This is a genomic window from Halococcus dombrowskii, assembly GCF_022870485.1.
GTDB lineage: Archaea > Halobacteriota > Halobacteria > Halobacteriales > Halococcaceae > Halococcus > Halococcus morrhuae.
In genome coordinates this window covers 108806-129292 of sequence record NZ_CP095009.1, presented here as the reverse complement: position 1 = coordinate 129292, position 20487 = coordinate 108806, and the positions used below count along the sequence as shown (strand labels likewise).

Annotated in this window: 18 protein-coding genes and 2 pseudogenes; 4 read left to right on the top strand and 16 right to left on the bottom strand. The window is 59.7% G+C overall.

The features are described from left to right. Positions 1 to 19: 19 nt before the first annotated feature. The 6 genes and pseudogenes from MUK72_RS18740 to MUK72_RS18715 all read right to left on the bottom strand — a co-directional run. Positions 20 to 238 (bottom strand): annotated as a pseudogene (locus MUK72_RS18740) (integrase core domain-containing protein); the annotation flags it as partial. A 7-nt stretch (positions 239 to 245) separates the two neighbouring features. Then, a complete protein-coding gene (locus MUK72_RS18735) occupies positions 246 to 428 on the bottom strand; it encodes a hypothetical protein (RefSeq protein WP_244707159.1) in 183 nt (60 codons plus the stop codon). A 415-nt stretch (positions 429 to 843) separates the two neighbouring features. Further along, positions 844 to 3894, bottom strand: a complete 3051-nt coding sequence (locus MUK72_RS18730; RefSeq protein ID WP_244707158.1) for a helix-turn-helix domain-containing protein — start codon at positions 3892 to 3894, stop codon at positions 844 to 846. Positions 3895 to 4237: 343 nt separating this feature from the next. After that, positions 4238 to 4588, bottom strand: a complete 351-nt coding sequence (locus MUK72_RS18725) for a hypothetical protein (RefSeq protein ID WP_244707156.1) — start codon at positions 4586 to 4588, stop codon at positions 4238 to 4240. Beyond that, positions 4585 to 5064 (bottom strand): DUF4326 domain-containing protein, encoded by a 480-nt coding sequence (locus tag MUK72_RS18720; RefSeq protein ID WP_244707154.1) that lies wholly within the window; start codon positions 5062 to 5064, stop codon positions 4585 to 4587. Before MUK72_RS18720 ends, MUK72_RS18725 begins: the two co-directional genes overlap by 4 nt. Before the next feature lie 973 nt (positions 5065 to 6037). After that, positions 6038 to 6421 carry a helix-turn-helix domain-containing protein gene (locus MUK72_RS18715; protein WP_244707152.1) on the bottom strand — a complete coding sequence of 128 codons (384 nt, stop codon included), beginning with the start codon at positions 6419 to 6421 and terminating at the stop codon, positions 6038 to 6040. Positions 6422 to 6651: 230 nt separating this feature from the next. Between MUK72_RS18715 and MUK72_RS18710 the strand changes: the two genes are divergently transcribed. Beyond that, on the top strand, positions 6652 to 7695 hold the full coding sequence (locus tag MUK72_RS18710) for a hypothetical protein (RefSeq protein ID WP_244707149.1): 1044 nt from the start codon (positions 6652 to 6654) through the stop codon (positions 7693 to 7695). Here MUK72_RS18710 and MUK72_RS18705 read toward each other — a convergent pair. Further along, complete coding sequence (locus tag MUK72_RS18705; RefSeq protein ID WP_244701090.1) at positions 7666 to 9003, bottom strand: ISH6 family transposase; 1338 nt, start codon at positions 9001 to 9003, stop codon at positions 7666 to 7668. The two genes, MUK72_RS18710 and MUK72_RS18705, sit on opposite strands and share 30 nt — an antisense overlap. Positions 9004 to 9078: 75 nt before the next feature. On the opposite strand from MUK72_RS18705, the gene MUK72_RS18700 reads away from it, so the two are divergent. Beyond that, positions 9079 to 9600: a hypothetical protein gene (locus tag MUK72_RS18700; RefSeq protein ID WP_244707147.1), complete on the top strand. Its 522-nt coding sequence runs from the start codon at positions 9079 to 9081 to the stop codon at positions 9598 to 9600. Between the two features lie 6 nt (positions 9601 to 9606). Here the strand turns inward: MUK72_RS18700 and MUK72_RS18695 are convergent, their stop codons facing one another. From MUK72_RS18695 to MUK72_RS18660, 8 genes and pseudogenes are all read right to left on the bottom strand, one after another. Continuing rightward, entirely contained in the window at positions 9607 to 9987 is a 381-nt protein-coding gene (locus tag MUK72_RS18695) for a hypothetical protein (protein WP_244707145.1), read from the bottom strand. 218 nt (positions 9988 to 10205) lie between these two features. Beyond that, complete coding sequence (locus MUK72_RS18690; RefSeq protein ID WP_244699423.1) at positions 10206 to 11030, bottom strand: IS5 family transposase; 825 nt, start codon at positions 11028 to 11030, stop codon at positions 10206 to 10208. A 62-nt stretch (positions 11031 to 11092) separates the two neighbouring features. After that, positions 11093 to 13009, bottom strand: coding sequence for a type IV secretory system conjugative DNA transfer family protein (locus MUK72_RS18685; protein WP_244707143.1), 1917 nt, complete (start codon positions 13007 to 13009; stop codon positions 11093 to 11095). Positions 13010 to 13011: 2 nt separating this feature from the next. Beyond that, the gene (locus MUK72_RS18680; protein WP_244707142.1) at positions 13012 to 13542 is read right to left on the bottom strand and encodes a PH domain-containing protein; all 531 of its coding nucleotides are present in this window, start codon (positions 13540 to 13542) and stop codon (positions 13012 to 13014) included. A 598-nt stretch (positions 13543 to 14140) separates the two neighbouring features. Beyond that, positions 14141 to 15108 (bottom strand): annotated as a pseudogene (locus MUK72_RS18675) (IS1595 family transposase). 25 nt (positions 15109 to 15133) lie between these two features. Next, positions 15134 to 15664, bottom strand: coding sequence for an MBL fold metallo-hydrolase (locus MUK72_RS18670; protein ID WP_342346259.1), 531 nt, complete (start codon positions 15662 to 15664; stop codon positions 15134 to 15136). A gap of 131 nt (positions 15665 to 15795) precedes the next feature. Continuing rightward, positions 15796 to 16935 (bottom strand): zinc-dependent alcohol dehydrogenase, encoded by a 1140-nt coding sequence (locus MUK72_RS18665; RefSeq protein WP_004054285.1) that lies wholly within the window; start codon positions 16933 to 16935, stop codon positions 15796 to 15798. Between the two features lie 171 nt (positions 16936 to 17106). Further along, complete coding sequence (locus MUK72_RS18660; RefSeq protein WP_004054287.1) at positions 17107 to 18066, bottom strand: NADPH:quinone reductase; 960 nt, start codon at positions 18064 to 18066, stop codon at positions 17107 to 17109. Positions 18067 to 18381: 315 nt separating this feature from the next. Here MUK72_RS18660 and MUK72_RS20290 point away from each other — a divergent pair, with 315 nt between their 5' ends. Then, positions 18382 to 18504, top strand: a complete 123-nt coding sequence (locus MUK72_RS20290) for a hypothetical protein (RefSeq protein ID WP_004054289.1) — start codon at positions 18382 to 18384, stop codon at positions 18502 to 18504. Positions 18505 to 18599: 95 nt separating this feature from the next. Here MUK72_RS20290 and MUK72_RS18655 read toward each other — a convergent pair whose 3' ends face one another. Then, positions 18600 to 19181 carry a hypothetical protein gene (locus MUK72_RS18655; RefSeq protein ID WP_004054291.1) on the bottom strand — a complete coding sequence of 194 codons (582 nt, stop codon included), beginning with the start codon at positions 19179 to 19181 and terminating at the stop codon, positions 18600 to 18602. Positions 19182 to 19515: 334 nt separating this feature from the next. Between MUK72_RS18655 and MUK72_RS18650 the strand changes: the two genes are divergently transcribed. Then, positions 19516 to 20472 (top strand): formate/nitrite transporter family protein, encoded by a 957-nt coding sequence (locus MUK72_RS18650; RefSeq protein WP_004054293.1) that lies wholly within the window; start codon positions 19516 to 19518, stop codon positions 20470 to 20472. The last annotated feature ends 15 nt before the right edge of the window (positions 20473 to 20487 follow it).

Sequence of the window (20487 nt, the reverse complement as noted above, 5' to 3'; positions counted from 1 at the left end):
AGGCGCGGTCTAGTTAAGATTACTCTGCCGGCGTGCGGCGGTTGAGAGTTTGATGCGGACGTTGCGTATTGTAGTAATGAACGAATCGCCGCAGCCAGCAGCGAATGCTGGCCGGACCGCCGTTCCAGGTCGTATGGAAGCGGTCCGTTCGCCGTTTGAGCGTCTGGAATCACGCTCGATGTGGTTCCCGGCCGCTGTATTCGACCTGACCGCTCAGTCCCAGTCGGGACAGAGCGGTCCGCGCGTCAATTCGTCGATTCAGTATTACGCTCGATCTGTTCGACATCCTGTGGGTACACCAGAATCAGGCGACCACTCTCTTCGTCGAGGAGCCATCCATCTGTCCGTTCTTCGATCAGCGTGCCACGGAGGGTATCGCCATCGTTCATCTCTATTACCACCGGCGCTGGCGGGTCGGGCACGTTCATGTAAGGATCTCAGGGACACACGCAAGTAAACCATCACCCGACCTCAAGAATCCCAGCAGCCGAATCGACAATCGTCATCTCACTAAACAGGCTACTGGCTCTCCGACTGCTCGCAGTCACCACACGCCAACTTCCAGGATTACCCGAAATGACCCGAACTATCCCGGCAAATTGGCCGAGTCAATCCCTCGAGAGCAGGGAGTGTTTCCCGACTACTCCGACAGCGACTGTACTATCCACTCGGACCTGCTTTGCTCAACATTGCCTGATCTGGGACGACACAAGACCCACTCATCCACCGAATCTCTGACGGCAATGGTTGAGAATATCGTGTCCGAGTGGATAGCCTCTGTATCTTGCAAGCCATTTCTGACAGCCACCGGAGAACATACAAAGCAGAGTGTGGATTCGGTTGCTAATTCGTAGAACTGTTCGTCTCGCCGAGGAATTCTTGTTCGCTACCCCGGTCTGTCCGACCGTAGCCGATCTCGACCGAGGAAAGAGCGTCAGGACCATCCACAATGGCGTCGCCATCGGGGGTTGACGCTGGCTGCTCGACATCGACAAGTCCGTAGTGGCTCTCGATGAACCCGTGCCACCACTCCAGCGCTGGCAGCGTTGCAAACACTTCATCGACATCGACGGACCCAGCAAACAGCTCGTATTCAGGGTCGCAACCGAGGGCAAGGACGATGTCGTAGAGGACGTCATCCCACCGAGAGGGCGGTGTAACCCCGCTCTCGTCAGTCTCGTCGGTACGCGGCTCATTAACGCCGGCGAGCGGCGACCACCACGGGATGATCCATGCTCGCCACTTCTTGTGACCCCCCTCGCCGACCGATTCGACCATTCCGAGTGCCGCCAATTCGCCGATATTGCGGCTGTAGGACCGCTCGGAGATACCGGCCCGCTCGATAATGTCCGAAGCGCCGAGCGGTTCATCAGCCACAAGCAGCGCTTTGAGTGCTTTCTGCATCGTCGGCGGCAGCGACGGGACGAGCCGTTCGGCCGGCAGTTTAGTGAGACCAGCCGCGAGGTCACCCGGCCTGAGCGATTGCGTCGGCGACCGGGCTTTCCCCAACGAGAGCAGTGCTTCGGCCAGCGCATACGGCGAGCACCGACCCGGTTCTTCACCAAGTGTTGCCGTCGCCAGACGGACGAGCTTGCGGCGTTCATCAGCGTCGAGGGCCGCGAAGCCCTTGCGCTCGGCATGGCGGTCGATGACCCGCCGGAGTGCTCCATACGAATTGCCCTCAACGACCGGAATTGCGAGACTAACACCATGCTCGATGCCCTCCTGGATAGTCTCACGAACGTCGTTGACTTTCGAGGCGATGGCCCGCTGTACGTCCTCGCGGAACGTCGAGGCGGTCGGTCCCGAAATTACCCATGACGCTGTGAGGTCCGCCGCGGCGTCAGCGTCGAATTCGACGCTCATCCGGTGTTTGAGCTTGTCCACTCGGTCCTCGTAGAGCATCCGATAGACCGAGTGAATCCCGTAGGAGGCGTTCTTGGGTACGGTGTGCTTGAAGAAATCGAGGAAGTCCTGATACCGGCGTTCGCCGGCCCGGAGTTTCTTCGTGTCGGGAACCCGGACGTGGATCGTCACATCCACCCCGACCGCCCGGTAGAGATGTGTCGCTGAGGCGAGTAGGCCGTGAGCGTCCCGACAGAGGTCGCTCCACTCGGTCGCATCGGCGTCTTCGACCTCCGCGAGCTTCGAGAGCAGCAGTCGTCGAATCTCTCCGAAGCGCTCGCGAAGACCGTCGTACTCTTGTTCATCCTCACCGAACCAGCCGATCTGAGCACCCAGTCGAAGTACGTCTTTGGTCGCGTCGTCAAGCGCACCATCGTACAGCTCGTCGAGATCGTCACCGACCGCCGATGGCGTGAGCACTTTCGAGAACATCTTCTCGCTGAGTAAGGTCGATGTGATGCGAACCAAGGTGTAGAGGGGCCCACCCCACTGGACGACAGCCTGCGCATGGTCCTCGAAACAAGAGACGTAGCTCACCTTCCCGTTCTCGAACGGTTTTACCGGCTCATCGACGAGTGTTACACCCTCGGTACGACGTCCAGCAAGGAATCGTTCGTGCATCTCCCATATACCGAGACGACCGTCAGGACCGTCGAGCCATTGTACATAGCCGGATTCGGACGCTTCGCCGGTTGCGGCGAGCCAATCCTCAGCGGTCGGAGCACTCGCAGGCAGAGAGTGCTCCGAAGACGAAAGCGAGGACGAAGGCGGAGATGAAGATAAGGAGGATGGAGAGGACGCTCCCGCACCCCCAGCACCGTCACCGCCACCGCAACTGCCGGCGGCTGGGGGGCTATCTTTGCTGTCTGACCAACACACTACACCTGTTGAACCATGTCGGGTGCCAGTAAGACGGTCATCGAAATGGGTTTGCTGTGGATGGAAAACGCGGTACTCCGGGCCGATTAACTCCTGTGCGGCTATTCCCGTGTCCGTGAGCGAGACGCGATTGTATTTCGGCCGATCATCGATGTCGACGAGGTCGTGCTCATCGTCGAACTCGCGTACGTAGCGGTCGATTGCGCCTTTGGAGAGCTCGATTTCGGTGTCAGCCTTGAGATCGCGCACCTCTCGCTCCCCATTCAGGTCAAGCGCCGCGAGCAGCCGCAGACGGCCACCGCCGGGGGCGAACTCCCCGATAGCATCCCATGCTGCTGAGAGCGCACTCTCGTTCGTCTCAGTGGGGGCTGGTTCCCGGTTGTCATCCCCGGAGTCAGTAAGGTGTTCGTCGTACCAGTCCGGGTGAGTGCGTTCGAGGTGGGCGTCGAGTCGTGGTGAGCAGATGAACCGGATGTCGACCACTTCGGCGAGCAGCGCGAGCGCGTCGAGAGCGCGGGCGGCCGTCCGATCGTCATCAGCTTCCTCCCATGCCGGGCCATCGAGGCTGAAAACCATCGTCGGAGTTCTGCTGCCGGCGTCGAACAGCGGGACAATCGTCTCACCGAGAGCGTCGAGGCCGGTCGGCGCTCCCGGGAGGTCGCGCGTGCCGAGCTCGAGTATCTCGTCACGAGCGTAGTTGTACAGTCCGCGCTTGCGATCACTCAACTCGTCGGGGTCAACGTCGAAGTATGAAATGGCAAACTTCGCAAGGGCGTCGTTGAACGGATGCGTGGGCGTATCTGCGCTCGGTGCGGTCCCAACGCCGTGAGTATCGAAAAGGTCGGCTGCGAATCGGTACGGCCGTTCGTCGCGAATAGTCCGAGGGTCGTACTGAACAGCAAGTTCGCGCGCGGTCTGGGTAATCATCGGGAGGAGCGCGTCGAGGACATCGGGAAGCCAGTCGGTGAATCGCGGACCAACCTGACGCACGAGGGGCGTATCGAGCGTAAGCTGGCCACTGTTGCCGGGCGGAACGAGCGAAATGCCCGCTTCCGAACTCGAGGGCTGGCTGGTCGCGTCGCTATTGGCGGCTGGTGTTCGCTGACTCATGGGGAAGTCCCGCCGTTCCAGCGCTGACGGACGGTAGAACCGTCGTACCGACGACCAACAGGCGTTTGCGGCCTTCGACGCAGTCGATAGCCGTGGCTGGCGAAGGAGCAAACTATATGGTCGTCGGCCGTGAGAGAACAAGCAACGGTCAATCCGATCGGGGATCGGCGACCGCGCCTGTCCAAAGCGGGGCGAGGAAATGTCAGTTCCTCGCCCCGTTTTCTCTTGGCGCTCTGTTTTCCTAGCTTATGCCATAGTCCGACAGGGAGGCGCGTGATAAAGATATCGTCCTCTCTCACACGAATGGCATCCCTGTAGACGGGTTTCGGGAGGCGCTCGGCGCTCATTCCGACCCTCCCAGCATTTCATCGAGACGAATCGGGACCGCTATCGGTTGGTCGGTTGCCGTGTGGAGGGGGACTGCGATCCATTTCCCACTCTTTTGCGTCCACTCGTCGGCTAGATCGCCGTAGCTTGCGACCAGGAAGACGTCGTGCTCGTCGCAGTAGCGGCCGAGTGCTAGCACCGTCTCGCGTTCGGGGCGTGGCTCGCCGACCGCGGCCGTCGGAATCTCGTATTCGTCGACGCTCGCGGTGAGGTCCGGAGCTTCATCGTAACCGTCGAGAGCGACACAGCGCGGACAGCAGAGCGCGCTGTCGGCTTCGCGCCCGACGGGAACGCGGACGTCGGTCATCGTTTGCCATTGCCACCGTCGCGGTCAGCTTCACGCTCACTGTCGGAGCTGGAGTCAGCATCGGTCGCCCCGACGGGTTTCAGCCCCTCTATCACTTCCACGAGAACATCGCCATGGCAGGCGGGTGCGTTCTCGCGAGCGTGTCGGCAGTAGCAGGCGAGACGCTGGCCTTTCAGCTGGGCGAGTGCGGCCCCGAATGTAGGATCATCGTCGAGACGGTCGAGAACGTCGGCACGATAGAGGGAAATTGACTGCTCTCGGGTATAGTCACCGCCTCCTGATTTCGTCTTGTATGGATTGCCGAGCCAGCCCGTGTCGCCGATGTCGGTGTTATTGAGGTGAGCATCGCCGCCGTCACCTCGTCCAATATAGACATCGTGAGGCTCGCTTCGGTGGACGACGTGGGTTGGTGGTTCTGAGATGCCACCACCGAATTGTTGCCAGTCTGACTGGCGGTCGGACTCGTCCGGAGTCATAGCGCGGCCTCCGGGCTCTCGGCGGGTGCGTCGGGATGGTCGGTAGCGATACGATCAGTGCTGGGTTGAGATTCGTCTCTTGACATAGGCGTTAGTCCAGCATTCCAGCGCTGACGACCGGACCACGACGTCGTACCCGACAATAACGTTTGCTTAGCGATGAACGAGCCTCGGGAGCTGCACAGAGCAGTCGCTCGCCAAGAGGCAAACGTTATTATCGTGGGCCGATGAGAAACCAGTAAGACCTCCTGGGAGAGGTAGGTCAGCTGGTACCGATTGCTCGGGACGGGGGCGTTGGACCCCCCGATCCCACCGGCACTATTTTGTTTTCCTAGCTTTGCGTCAATGTTTCCCGCCCGCCTTATTACTGTTGTGTCATTCGTGTGTAGATGTGTCTGACACCCTCTGAATAGGTAGCCTGAAACGAGAGAGCCGGTGCGATCGTTTGGAGCGCTTGTCGCTCGACTCTTTTTCAGACTAGCTCCAGAGTGGTCACGCACCTGCTCCCTGCGACTTAGTTCGTATCGGTGTCCACAATCGGGATGACCGAACACCGAGCGAATGCATTCACCTGTTGAGGGGAATGAAACTGCGAACGATTGCGTGGTGACTGAATTACGTCGGTTGGTACTGCTTGTGTTAGATTGTTTCAATATCTGAACGGCAGATTTTGGCGCGTGAAGGCCTTCCAACAGCCTTCATAGACGATGGAGTGATGAGCGATAGAGCCAAAAGCCCGCAGGTGAAAGAATAGCTCACGGGCGAGCCACCACCGTCCCGGCGACGCGCCCTGCGCTCTGCCGGGCGGTGGGGCGCGTCCCGTGGTCATAAGACCAGTTTAACTGGTCACAAAGCAGAACCTCGCATCCAATCGCGGTCCTGCGTTGCGGTGCAAGAAGCCACTCGTCGGCGTGGTGGCACACGCTGACACTCGCTTCGTGGCTTCTTGTTCGATACTCCCTGACAGCCATGTTTATTCCTCTTGAGCGTCCTCCTCTGCGACTTCCCATATACGACTTTGTCCGACGAGTTGACTTTCGACGTAGCCTTCGTCTTCCATTGCTCGCAACTTGACGTAGGCTGATTCAGTGGTAGTCCCGATCTCGTCGGCGATACTTGCGGTTCCGGCGTAGCCGTCTTGTTTCTGAATTGCAGCGATTACTTCCTCTGGTGGATACTCCTCTTGGAAGCGCCCGCTGTCTTCATCACGGTTCCGACCCGGCACAACTGGTGACATATCTCCGGTCGTGATAGGGTTATTGGTCGGGGAGTATAAACCATTTATGCCGGATGATGTGGGTGTCTTGGATCCCGACTGATGTTGGTTGTTCTGGGTTGGCCCTTCGTTCGGGATCATACTTCTTCGATAGCTCCACCTTCGGATTAAACGTTCCGAATATTGTCATATTATGTCCATAGAACCCAGTATTGTATCCATAACGTTTTCGTCGGGCGAATACTGCGTCCATATTACTGTCCATGACGGAAACGATGCTCCGATCATGTCGTCACGACTGGCCGACTCCTCTCCTCGTTACTACCGGGGAAGTCGTACGGAGAGTAACTCCGACCTCGTTAGCATCGTTAGTGCTTCTCGACAATGGTACTGCAACCACTCAGACGGAGATTGCTGATGTCATTAATCGAGATCAATCGACTGTCTCAAGCACCTTCCAGTCGCTCAAGCTCGAAAATTTCGATGTCTCTCTTGTCGAGAAATCTGGTCGGACCCACACACTCACGAACTTAGGGAAGGAGATTGTTGAAATCGTAACTGACGCTCATCAGTTGGGAACTGAACTGGATACCGTTGATTGGGGATCCGAATCCGACAAAGAACAGATTTCGGCACGCTTCGCGCCGCTACATGATTCACGGGGCAGCGTGCCGTTTCTGTTGTTGGATTCGTTAGCTTCTAGGAGCGAGATCGGTGGTGCCCGCGATACTCCACGGCCTGTTCCTCCGAATAAGGCTGCTCGCGATGTCAAAAATCGTCTTGAGAAAATCGATCGTAGCACATCGAAACAGCAACTTCGCCAGTTCACCGGCCGTTTTGCCGAACAAAACGCGATCACAGTCGACGATGGTAGCCTTCTTCTGACAGAAAAGGGTCAGCGCCATGCTGATCTTTTGGATCAGGTTGCCGAAGCCGTCGGTAAACGAATCGAACCCAACCAGGATGTCATTTCTGATTCCTCTACCGTAGATGAAGTCGCCTTGCAGATGCGTCGGGGGCGTCTGGCAACGTCGTATAGCTTGGAGAACAACGACCCGGAATTAGTTGATAAGTCGCATATCTACAAGAATCTGAAGCGTATTGACGCTCTCGATACACCGAATGACGACTGGCATAGCTATCGGAGGGTGACGATCAAGAACACTGGAACATCCCCGACGAACGCTCTTGTCCACAAGGAGAGCGGCGATACCAAAATCACGTTCGAGGACATGGACCTCGCAGCGTTTCTGGATGGGCCTGACGGTCAGCGATTGGAAACCGAGAATCTCAGTGACTATCAACCGGCAATCGAACAGAAGATGGCGATTTACTTTCCGAATCCGCTGCCTCCGGGCGAATCTTTGGTGGTGTCGCAAAGTCCTCTAGACTTTGCCTCTGGTAGCCTCCACTGAGAGGTCACAGCTCATGGTTGTTTTGGTTGATCGACTGAGAAGTTCGTCGAAGAACGTCCGGTAGTGACCTGGATTGGCGTACTTCACGAGTCTGAGTTGAAGCAATGCCTCTAACCCGGCCTCTGTCCAGCGCATCCATTGGTTCTTGCATCGGTTCGCCACCTCTCCCATCGCTCGTTCCACGGGGTTCGAGGTCCACGGTACCTCGAACCCCTCAAGAGCCTGCTCGGCGAACGTCACTATCGACGGCAACCACCGCCGGAGATACCCCGCAGCCTTCCTCGAACCGAACTGCGAGAGTTGCCACGCTGTCTTCTCAATACGCTCGGTTGTTCGCGCGATCCGTTCGCGGATCGCCGCGAACTCTTCCTCGGGACGGTGCTTGGCAACCGAGTTCTTCAGATGGAACACCTCGTCGATCACTTCTGTGACGATCTCGGTTCGCCGCTCCAAGGAGAACACGCCGTCATCCCAGAGATTGTAGCCCAGCGTCCGGCCAACGTGGACGAGATCAAGCTGATGCTCGCGTGTTTCGTCGGTAAATGCCGTGACGATACTGTCATCAGCGTCACTGACGACCGTAGCGTCGTCAGTGACTGCGCCGATGTCATCGAGAGCGGCCGCTGTCTCGTCCCAGTCAGCATTGATCGACAGATCCAGCAGGGACCGCGAGTCCCCAGCAGTATCCTCGCCGAGCGTTGCTTGAACGGAGTGGTACGAGCGGTCTTCGTCTTGGCTGTGACACTTCGTTCCGTCGGCAATAATCGCGTCAGCGTCCGTTCCGGCAACACAGTCAGGAAGGAACTGCTTGAGCTTGCTGCCGTATTCTTTGGCACGGCGGTTGATGGTGTCTGGCGACGGCATCGAGACGAAGCCGTCGCCGTGATCGGCGGCATCTCGATAGCTGAGAGAGGTAGCGAGATCGACGCTCTTGGCCGCGATGTCCTGTTGATAGCGATTCTGCCCGTCGAAGTCGATGACGTCTTCGACGGGCCGAAGATAGCTCGGTTCGTCGTGGTCAGCGGCTGTATCTTCGACGTAGTGGAGGTCGAATTCGTGCTCGCCGGCGGTCGTAACGGCTGTGCGGGGATCGGTGCCGCGGCGCTGGAACCGCTGGTCACCGTTGCCGTGGGCGTATTTTTCGCCACAGAGCGCCTCGACGCGGCCCGCGTCGAGGCTCTCGACCAGTTCTTCGAGAAGTACCGATTCGATGTTCTGGTCGGTGACGAACTCGGCGAGTGCGGCGAGCGGTATGGTTTTGTCGTCATCGGTACTGAGTTCGAACCGCACGTTGATTTCAGCGTGCATGGGGTGGTCTCGGTTTGGTCACCAGAGACAACCCCTTCCTGAAGGGAGTCAGTTGCTACCGAAGTCTAGACCGCTTTGCGACACGACCAAGAAATCCTCCGGGCGCTGCTCGAAAACGAGGGGTCGGCAAACACGACGGAACTCCGCGCGCTCACAGGGATTAACGACAACAATCCAATCAACTATCGCTACAACAACAAACTCGTCCCTCGCGGACTGGTCGAACTCACCCAGCCGGATTCCGAAGCAAACGAATTGCTGCCTCAAGTGGCGACACTCACGCCTCATGGTGAAGCCGTGGCCGAGACCGTGATTGAACAGCGGGGAGAGACAACCAACATCGGCGATGCCGTCGAGCAGTTCAACGCCCGACTTACGCGGGTCGAATCACAGATAGATCGCCTCGACGCTGACTCGGACGGTGATGCGCCCGCTGACCCTGCCGCTCTGAATGAACTTCAAGAACAGGTTGACGACCTTGATGGGAAGCTCGAAGCGCTCCGGCAGAGTATGGTCCGGTTTCGGGATTACCTCAACGCCCGCGACGACGGCGGATACAGTGAATGGGCTGAGCAAAAACAAGGCGACAACAGTTAGCGTCTATCAGAGGTTGTAGTCCGGGTATTCGTCGGCGTCTTCTTCGGTATCCTCGGCTGATTCAGTGTCTTGTGTGGTTTCGTTACTGTCGTTGGATGCCGTTGTATCAGTACCGTCACTGTCCCCGCTCTCTGCCGTTGCTGACTGTTTCTGCTCGGCATCGGTGCTTTCCACTTGCCCTCCCTTCGCGCTCTCAGAATTGTGTTCATCGCTCTCTATGGCCTGCTGTGACGACGCCCCATCCTCGGCCGGTGTATCCGTCTCGGCGGGACTGCTGTCGCTCTCACCGTTGTTCTCGTCAGGAACGAGTGGCCGCAACTCACCGTGCTCATAGATGTGCGGCTCGTCATACTCGTCGTTGTTGTCGTCGGGATAGACCACGAACATGAAATCATGCTCTGTTGATCGACAGACAGCGAAGGGGTGGGGTAGCTGAATACAACTCTTAGCGGCTCTAACCGACGATTCAACGTGACACACGATGCAGAAACATAGATTTGCGGTTGGGTTAGAATTGACAGATTTGATAAGGACCGGCGGATGGATCGGCGTATCGCTGGTGATGCCTCTCAGACCATCTGACAGAGAAAGAGCGGGCGGCGGCGTTAGCCGACCGCCCGCGAGAGGTTATGGATTATGCACTTCCGAGTCAGCTCTCGAAATTGCCCGTGCCACGTCCTTGTGTGGAGATTCTCGCCATCATCTGCCTTCAGCATCGAAAAGACGGTTTCGCTCATTGACCGCTGGTTGTAGAGGTCATCGTCGATCCGGGCGTTGTGAGCCTTCTGCAACGGGGATTGCTCACAGTGCTTGATGACCGGACGCGTGGCTTCTTTCCGGCACTTCTCTCGAAGCTCTTTCCACGAGTACATCTTATCCGCGAGGAGTTCCCGCAGGTCTCCGGCGTTCCGCCGGAAGACTTGCAACCCGATATGTCCGTCGTAGGCCTTCTTCGTCGTGAAATGGACGTCCCTGATCACCAACGACTCCGTGTCAACCAGAACCGTGGTTTTCATCGCCTGAAACGAGTAATCCGCCCGCTTGCGGTAATGATGGCTTGCCTGACCACGCTGGAAGCCGCTGGCATCGATCGCACCAGTTCCCGAGAAGCCAGCCTGCTCCGCCGTTCTGCGGAGCAGGCTGCGCAGTGTTCGCATCGAGATCTCTTTCTCCCAGTTGCAAAACGACGTGTGATCCGGCGACTTCTCCAACCCGAACACGTCGAGAATCCCGGGCATCTCGTTGAGATAATCTTCGAGATGACGGAGCGGCTTTCCGATGTCTTCGCGCAGAAGCAGTAACGCGATTTTGTTCCACTCAGCGTGCTCGCCGTCGCCGTCTTCGTCGGCGACGGCAGGCGCGTCTGGATCCTCCACGTGTTCTTTGGCAAGTTCTCGATATTTCTTCGCGCGTTGTCGCAAACGTTCCATACCGCAAGAAGGCGTCCAATTCCCCTGAACTCAGCGGTAGAATCGCCGGACGGAACCGGCGATCAACAGAGCATCTTCATCGACTCGCGGAGGATATACCGATGGGCCGGGCCACCTGCGTTCTCCACGCCGCCGGTATCCTGCTCGAACAATTTGCTCAGGCCGGTGTCGGTGAGTCTGGCTTTCTCCGTGCCCTCGCGCAGCGCTTCGACGCGCTCGCCGTACTCGGTTTCGAGTTGCTGGGAGAACTTCGCTTCGCTCATCTCGACGCCAGTGCGGGTCTCGAACTCCTCGTGAACGCGGTCGGTCGTCACCGGCTCAGTCCCATCGTTGTCCTCGCTCGCACGGACGGCGGCGACGAAGAGGGATTCTAAGATCGTGTCGGTCGGGATGTTATCTTCCGTGACCATGCTATCGAGGCCGAGCGCACCCGACTGCTCCAGCGCTCCTTCGCCACCGCGAATGAGGATCGAGTCACGGACTTCCTCGGCGGTCTGTGTCGGCAAGCCGTGGTCGTGAAGGTACTCCATAATCATCTCGTCGCGCTCGTCGCGGGTACGCATCGGCGGGAACTCGGGGAGCGTGTAGGTACGGAATGGTTCGGAACTCTGGCGGCGGTCGGGAAGATCGAGCGTCATCCAGACGTGGAACGGCGTGTCGCGTTGCAGCGTCTCGGCGTCCATCCCGATGTTGTTCGCTACAAGCCGCGAGTCTTTGGGTGAACCGGGCGAGAAACTGACCCACGTATCACAGTTCGCCGCGAGCGACGGGAGCACGTCTTGAATCTGGTTTGGTGCTTGGCACGAGAGGAACAGCGAGAGACGGTACTTGCGGCTCTCGGAGAGCATCTGGTCGATAGCGCCGTCCTGGCTCGCAAGGTTGTCGAACTCGTCGGCGAGCAGGTAGAACGGCGTGCGTTCGGCACGGTCCATCTCCGCGCGTGCTCGAATGACCGACCAGATACGCCGGAAGATCGCCGTCCCGATCATCTGTTTCAGGTCCTCGTCTTCGGGACCCATCCGCACGATGATGAGCTTGTTTTCATCGACCGCATTCGCTATGTCGATTGGCGAATCACGGAGTGACATGAACTGCCGGGCGATGGGTGATTCCACCCAGTCTTTGAACCGTCGCCAGAGCGGTTCGAGCGCGTTTGCATCATTCTCGGCCACGTCGGCGATCTTGTCCGCCGAGTCCGCGAGCAGTTCGAGATCGGCCGCGCGGACGGCTTCGGCAAACCGACGGCTGTTCTCCGGGGTTTCGATGATATAGAACAGGTCGGCCGGGGTAAACTCGTATTCAGTGTTGGCCGAAGCGCGCACGAGCGAGGCGGTCACGCCGTCCATACGTGCTCCCCATCCCTGCGAGGCACCGAGCATATGCCGGAAATCAGCAACCAACGACTCTACCGCGTGGTCGAACTGCTCGGACTCGGGCGGGATCGAGGTGTCGAGGAAGTTGAACCCGGAGACACGCCCGCGTGTGCTGCCGGGTTCGATCCATACAACGTCGTCAAGGCGGTGCTCGGGGAGGATTTCGATGAGTTCCTCGGCGTCGTCTCCACCGGGGTCGATGTAACAGCCGCCCGCGCCGAGTTCGGCGATCTGTCGGAAGGTGTTTTTCTGCAACGTCGATTTGCCGTAGCCGGTGGTGCCGAAGCAGGCGAGATGGCGGAACATCGAGCGCTGTTCGATACTCACGTCACGGCCGCGCCGGGTGCCGATACCCAGCCAGATCGGGGCGTCGGGGTTAGTGCGGCCGTCGGCCAGCATCCCGCGCGCTCGGAGGCTGGCAAACGTCACGTCGCGGTCGTCGTGGCCTTCTGGAAGCTCGGTATCGACACCGTGGGCGACGACGGGCGCTCCTTGGACGCGCTCGGTGCTGGTAGTGTCATACCGATAGGCTTGATCTTGGTAGCCGTCTTCCTCGCTGTCGTCCTTGCCGTTACTGCCGCCGAGTAGCGCATCTCGCAGTCCCATTGCTATATCCTCCGTGAGGACTGAGTGGCGGCTTCATCGAGCGCTTCGGTGAGCAGTCCGTTCACTGTCTGTGGTTGTGGAACGTCGGTGAGCCTGATTTCCATAGTATCCGTGCCAGCGGTGTAGATCGTGATGTCGCCGAACGAGAACAGCCGTTCAACAAGCGACTGGTCGCACGCCGTGTTCTGGATGCGGTCATGACGGATTTTGCTCACGTTTTGGCGCAGCAACCCGTCTTTCCGGTACACTTCCTCGGTCGTGAGCACATAGCGGGTCTGGCTGAGTAGCAGATATTCGCTGCCCGCGTAGAACGCCCCACCGATCACGAGAACCAGCGGTGCCCACGCTGGAAGGTCAGTGAGCGGTGCCGGCAGCCACGCTACCGACAGCGCAAACGCGGCGGTGAAAGCAAGACCGACGACGGCCAGCACGAACCCAGCCAGAAGCCCCGGCGCAATGGTGTAGAGGCTCGGCCGGCCCGACCACAGTACCGCCTCGTCGTCGGTGAGGTGGAGCCAGTCGGGCGAGTTCATCGGTCTCCCCTCACGGAATCGTCATGCTCTCTCTGCCGGTCATGGGGTGGGTCCTCGGGCGGATACGTGTTCATGTCCGCGCGCTTCGCATCCACGTATAGCACACCGCTGAGTACGATACTCCCCGCAAGAAGCAGGAGAGAGACTGTGAGGCTGGTCGCAGAAGAGGCTACGGTCAGCCCCACTACTGGTACTCCACAGACGATAAGAGAGTCTGCTGGGGGGGAGTCCAAACGCGAGTTCAGGGCGAGCAGACGGCTTACTGGTTTCCTCTCCTCGGGATTCTATCGCTTGGGGGTCTCCAGCGATAGCGCGCGCTTCGCGTGTGAGGTCGCGCTTCATCTCGCGGAGCGTTTCACGTGTCGGCACAAGGTTGACGCGCTTCATCACAGCGACGGTCACTACTGAACCGCCGATGAGACCCGCCGCTGTGAGAGCGAGGTCCGCTAGCGGGGCCAGCGATATCGCGTGAAGAACGATGACCGCAATTTCAGCTAGGAGGAATGTGCCGATAACGGCCACCAGTCGTCCAAAGTCACGCCCGCCACGTCGGAGCGCGCGACACGTTTCATCATTGAATACGACGCTCTTGTGTAGATTAGCGGAATGCATTGACAGCGACACAATCGATGAGGCTGTGGACGGGTGCTCCGACGAGATTCAGGGATCGGAGAAGTCCGAAAGTATGAGCGGCCTGCTCCAAGCCCTGCTTGGACAGGCCGCGGAATTTCGCCAGCCACGGCTGCACTAACGACCAGAGGCACTCGACCTGATTCGTGTGGACACCGTCGTCCGAGACGTATTCATCGTCGTGGACAACGGTTCGATGCTCGTGTTCCATCTGCTGATACGCGGGGAGTTCGTCGGTCCAGATCTCTCCCAGCGGCTGGGAGAGATCGCCTGCTTCCTCTATGACTGGCCCGAGGTTCTCGTCGTATTTCGATCCTTCTTCGGCTGAAATCACCCGGAGCACGTCGCGGCAGGCCGCGACGAGCGTCATCTCATCGCCCCGCTCTCCTGTCCATCGCGCCCGTCCGGGTCCAGGAGACCCGCCGCGGGACAGTCCGTCCCGCGGTGGGTTCTGACCTTTGTACCCCGAACACACCCGCTGAGTTTCGTCCACCTGTGTTGGTCCAGCAATCGTGTGACCGATGCGTTCCCACACAGTCGAGAAACCCCGAGTGAACGCGGTTTCCACGTCGCTAATTGCCTCGAAGACGGTTTTGTAGGCGCGGTCGAGCAGCGGTGCGATTTGGTTGATGCTGAGGAGAGTGTCAGCGTAGAGGATGAAGGCGACGAGGAACTCGCCAGGAGCGAGTTCCGTGTCGTAGAAGGGTGTACCACGGGTATAGGTGGTTTTCCAGTCACAGCGACCACACCAGATTCGCGTCGAGCCATCGAGAGCGCGGAGGGCGTCAGCGTCACAGTTCGGAATGCTTGGGAGGTCCAGATGGTCTTGAGACGCCGCTCGACGATGGCGTCGAGCGGCTCGGAGCAGAACTCTATTACACCGAGCTCGGCAAGTTGTTCGAGCATCCCGCCGAGAGCGGCGTGTTCGTTAGACATGAACAACTGCTGTCGGCGGGATGCCCTAACCGCTGTGACTCGGTTCCGCTACACTACACAAGAGCGACTTCAATACTGTCTCCGATTCGAGTGCGAACTCCAACATACTACCCATGACTGGCGGTAATGCCTTTTCGACGATCGGCGGCCCATGTCTGCCGGGCATCGAGGTGATGTCGAGTTCGACCTCACCCTTGGAAATAGCTATGGTGTCCCACGTATCCAGCGGATACGCCTCCTGAAACCCCTTTTCTTCGAGGTTGTCCGCTGCATGGTGAGTCGTCACAATCGGAAGCGTCTTGTCGAGTTCCTCCTCGACGAGGTGATCGAAATGGTCCCCGTGATAGTGTGAGAGTAACACGAAATCCACCTCTGGAGGAATGCCCTCGATATCCATGGCCGGGTCAGTTCGGCGCTCTGCGGTGATTCCGTAGCCGAGATGGGCGTGGTCTCCGGCGTGGAGAAAGTTCGGGTCGGTCAGGATGGTGAATCCGGCGTAGCGAAGAATCACCGTCGCCGTCCCGACGAAGAATATCGAGCCGGTTTCGCGGTCCATGGTCGCTTCGTCGGACGGGGGCAATTCGAGGTCGGCCGACTGACTCATGATAACAGGGTTCGTGCTAACACTTCCTAAAGCTACCGTTCGGGAGGGTCATAACAACGATCTAAAATACGTGTCGTTCGCGTTCAGGGCGTCAGCACTACCTTGATGCAGTCGTCTTCTTTGTCTCGGAAGGTCTGGTACAGATCCGGACCGTTCTCCAGTGGCTCTTCGTGAGTGATGACGAACGACGGGTCGATGTCGCCATTCTCGATTCGCTCCAGCAGCGGGTCGAGGTAGCGTTGGACGTGGGTTTGGCCCGTCTTCACGGTCAGGGCTTTATTCATCAACGGACCAATTGGGAAATCGTCCATGGTGTCGATATAGACGCCCGGCATCGAGAGGGTACCACCCTTGCGACAACACCTGACCGCCTGCTGAAGCACGTACGGCCGGTCGGCCTCATCGGAGATGCCGTGGAGACCGTGGGCCTCCGACCCGACCGCGTCGATACACCCATCCGGTCCGCGGCCGCTAGTCATGTCCATCAGGCGGTCGTAGACGTCCTCGTCCTCGTAGTCGATGGTTTCGGCCTCGCCGTGTTCTCTCGCCATGTCGAGCCGTTCGGGCACTCGATCGATGGCCACTACCCTGTCAGCACCGAGCATCTGGGCGCTTTGGATGGCGAACTGGCCGACCGGTCCACAGCCCCAGATTGCGACCGTATCGCCCTCCGTGATGTCCGCGTTTTCCGCGCCCATGTACCCTGTCGGGAAGATGTCCGAGAGGAAGAGTACCTGCTCGTCCGGCAGGTCGGAATCGACCTTGACCGGGCCGACATCGGCGTAGGGCACGCGCAACTGTTCGGCCTGCCCGCCCGCGACGCCGCCCAGCATGTGCGAGTAGCCGAACAGGGCGGCTGGCGAGTGGCCCATCGCCTCTTGGGCCATCTCCGCGTTCGGGTTCGAGGTGTCACACAGCGAGTAGAGACCGTTCTCGCAGAACCAACACGAGCCACAGCTAATCGTAAACGGCACGACCACGCGGTCGCCCTCCTCCAAAGTCTCGACCTCGTCGCCAACTTCGATTACTTCGCCCATCGGCTCGTGACCCAGTACGTCACCCTCCTGCATCGACGGCATATAGCCGTCGTAGAGGTGGAGGTCGGAGCCACAGATGGCGGTGGCCGTGATGTCGATTATCGCGTCAGTCGGCTCTTCGATTTCGGGGTCGGGAACGTCGTCGATGCGAACGTTCCCCTCTCCCTGCCATGTCAGTGCTCTCATTGGTTTCTTCTCCCGTATTGACCGACAACCGGATTCCAACTAAAGATAGGGCTTGATTCTGCAAAGAGCAATTCAATCCTGCTCACAACGTCGAATTTCCGTCGTCGATTCGGCTCGATGGGATCGCAGTCCGGTCGAACGCGGGACGACACGGTGAATGACGAGACCACGCTACGGATGGATAATGAGTTTGCCGACGTAGCCGCCCCCGGTGACGGCGCGATGAGCCTCGCCGGTTTCCTCGAAGTCGTACGTCTCGGCGACCACGGCGGTGAGATCGCCGCGCTCCATGAGACGTGCGACCCGACGGAGGATTGGCTGGCGTTCGGACGTATTGGCAATGGCCATTCCTCGGATGGTGAGTTCCTTCGCTTGGAGCGGCGTGTCCGTGACCGCTGGAATGCCGCCCGTGATGGTGACGACGCGCCCGTTCTGTGCGGCCACGGTCAAATCGAGTCCGAGATAGTCGTCGAGGCGGTGGTCCAAAATCACGTCAACGCCCTCGTTGTCGGTTGCTTCTTGAATTTCCTCGGCGAGCGTCTCGCTGTCGTAATCGAACGCCGCGGCCGCACCGAGGTCGCGGACCCGCTCGCACAGTTCCGCGGAGCCGGCGGTTGCGAGGACGTTAGCACCCATCGCGGTCCCCAACTGGACGGCAGCGTGGCCGACGCCACCGTTTCCGCCGTGGACGAGACAGTATTCGGTCGGACGGAGACCGGCGTTTTCGACGAACGCCATCCACGCGGTCACGCCCACGTTCGAGAGCGCAGCCCCGTCCTCGAACGACACGCTCTCGGGGAGATGCGCCACCTTCATTTCGGGAATTGTCGCGTACTCGGCGAAGGTCCCACCGTCGCCGTGTCCCAACCCGCCGGCGAAAACCCGGTCGCCAGCCGTGAAATCCTCGACTCTTTCGCCTACTTCCGCGACGACGCCCGCTGCGTCGCCGCCGGGAATCGCCGGCAGCGATACGTTCCCATACTCCCCCGACCGGAACCGCGCATCGACCGCGTTGACGCTCGCGGCCCGCACCTCCACGAGGACCTCGTCCGACGCCGGGGTCGGTCGGTCCATCTCGTCCACCTGCAACACGTCCGGCCCGCCGTGTTCGTGATAGCGAACGACTCGCATACTCCATAGGTTCGATGGTGTTCGGCATATGTCCCTCGGTACTGGTGAGCGATTGCCGCGTTCCTGCTTCGCTTATCCGTACTGGCCATAGCTCGTGTGCCATGTCACGCACAGCCGAACCCAAGCAGGCGTCGTTCGCAATCAGACCGACTGGAATCGACTCTACATCGACGGCGAGCGTTCGGCCGACGACCGCGAGAGGATCGCGGTGGGAAACCCGGCAACTGGGGCCACGTTCACAGTTCTGAATCGTCCTCGTATTCACGCTCCCGGCTGCACTCTCTGTCGACTTTCCTCGTCGGCGTCACATCACAGATGCACGACTTCTGGAACGCGGAGGACGACCAACAGCAAGAGGAGACGATCACGTTCCTGAAAAACACCGCCCTTCTCGGCGCGGCCATCGCGTTTCTCGTTCGGGGAAGCGAAAACCAGTAACCACCGTGTCGGTCAGATCCGGCGAGCGGTGTCCTCTCTCGACTCTTCGCCCACGTACCGCCACTTGTCGTCCCGGCGCTCCACGTCCGGTAGCGCTACCCTGGTTGGACGACCTGTTCCCACCAGCCGTCGTTCGGGTCGTCGTACCCGGCAGGGTGGTCGGGGAACACGTCGTCCGTGAAGTCGTCCTTTCCGGCGTTGATGCCGTCGCGGAGGTAGCGGTACGCCGCCCGGAGGGCCTCGCGCCGCTCGTCCTGTTGGTCGGGCGTCCCCGGCAGGTCCATCGCGCCGATGCGGTCCGTGGTCGGTTCCTCCGTATCTCCGACTGGTTCGTCCTCGGGCATCTCCACGCCCGTGGACCGAGCGTCGGTCCGGCGTGGCGACGTTTCGAGGTCCGAGGCGTCTTCGGCCTGCATCTCGACGTTCGTCTCGATGTCAGTGTCCGAGGGCGAGAGGTCGTCCTCGACGCCGGGCGGGATGGACCACTCCGTTCCACCCAGCACGTTCTCGCTATCGAGCAGGCCGCGCTCGTAGAGGTCGTCGAGGCGGTCGTTCAGGATGTCGAGGTCCATCGGCAGGTCCTCGGTCACTTCGCGTGCCTCCAGCCCGGACTCGTCGCGCCGGGCGAACACCGTCAGAATTTCTTCGTCGCTCACCTCCGGCTCTGATGTCCCCATGTCCTACCATGGGGTCGGGGCGGTATTGAATCCTCGCCACCGAGGGTTCCGCGATTGTCCGTCGGAAAACCCCATCCATGACAGCGTACGAAAACGAATCCACCTCATATTGTGGCTGGTGTGCGCTAAAGTTGCCTGAGTGAATACCGATTGCTCTAGTATCGTCCTGAGATTCGTCAGGGTGTCGTCTGTGGTCTCGTTGTGGATGCGGTCAGCGGCGATGCTCGTCGTTCATATAAGCGTGTGTCGTTGCGCCAGGGCATACGACTTTACTACTGGCCGTGCCACTGAGCAGCATGAACACGCCGCTCGACGACTCCGTAGGAGGACCGGGATGAGCGACGAAGGGACCGATCAAGAAGGTCAGATCCGTGAGCCGGACCGCGCCGCCTCGGGCGCGCCGGCCGCCGGCTGGGCGATCGGCGACCGCTTCTCGACGACCGAGATCTTCCAGCGACTCCTCGCAAGCGCCGACGAGGAGGTCGCCACCGGCACGACGGAACTGCTCTTCAGTGGGGTCGCTGCGGGCTTCGCGATCGTGCTGACGTTCGTCGGCCACGCGGTGGGCAGTGCGCTCTTCCCGAACAACGGGTTCCTGGCTGCGATTCTCTATCCGCTCGGGTTCGTCTACATCATCCTCGGTCGCTATCAGCTCTACACCGAGAACACCCTTCCTCCAGTAGCGCTCGTGTTGGCCAGGTTGGCCAGCCTCCCGTTGCTGTTGCGCGTCTGGGGGATCGTGCTGTTCGCGAACGTCATCGGGGCGGGCCTCGGAGCGTTCATTCTCGCCAACAGCCACGTCCTCTCGACGACAGCGATGCACGCCGGCGCGGAGTTCACCAGGAGTGGGCTCGAACACGCGTGGTGGGACGTGTTCTTCAAGGCCCTGTTCGCGGGCTGGCTCGTCGCCGGGGTGGTGTGGCTCAGTATTGCTGCGCAGGACACGATCGCCCGCCTGTTGCTCATCTACAGTGTCTTCTACATGATCGCTGCAGCGGAACTCTATCACGTCGTCACGACGGCGGCGGACGCGCTCTTTTTCGTGTTTCTCGACGTCCCCAGCCCTGGGTTGTTCGTCGTTTTCTACGAGTTCTGGCTGCCGGTGTTGCTCGGGAACACCGTTGGCGGCGTGTTCTTAGTCGCGCTCGTGAACTACGGTCAGACCGAACAACGGCGCTTCCCGGAGGTCCGCGAGCTCTCCGCGCGCGAGGTGCTCTTCAGCTGGAAGGGCGGCCGATCGCACACCACGCCCCGCCCGTACGTCGAGGAGAACGAGCCCGAAACCGACTGATCGACGACCCGTCGC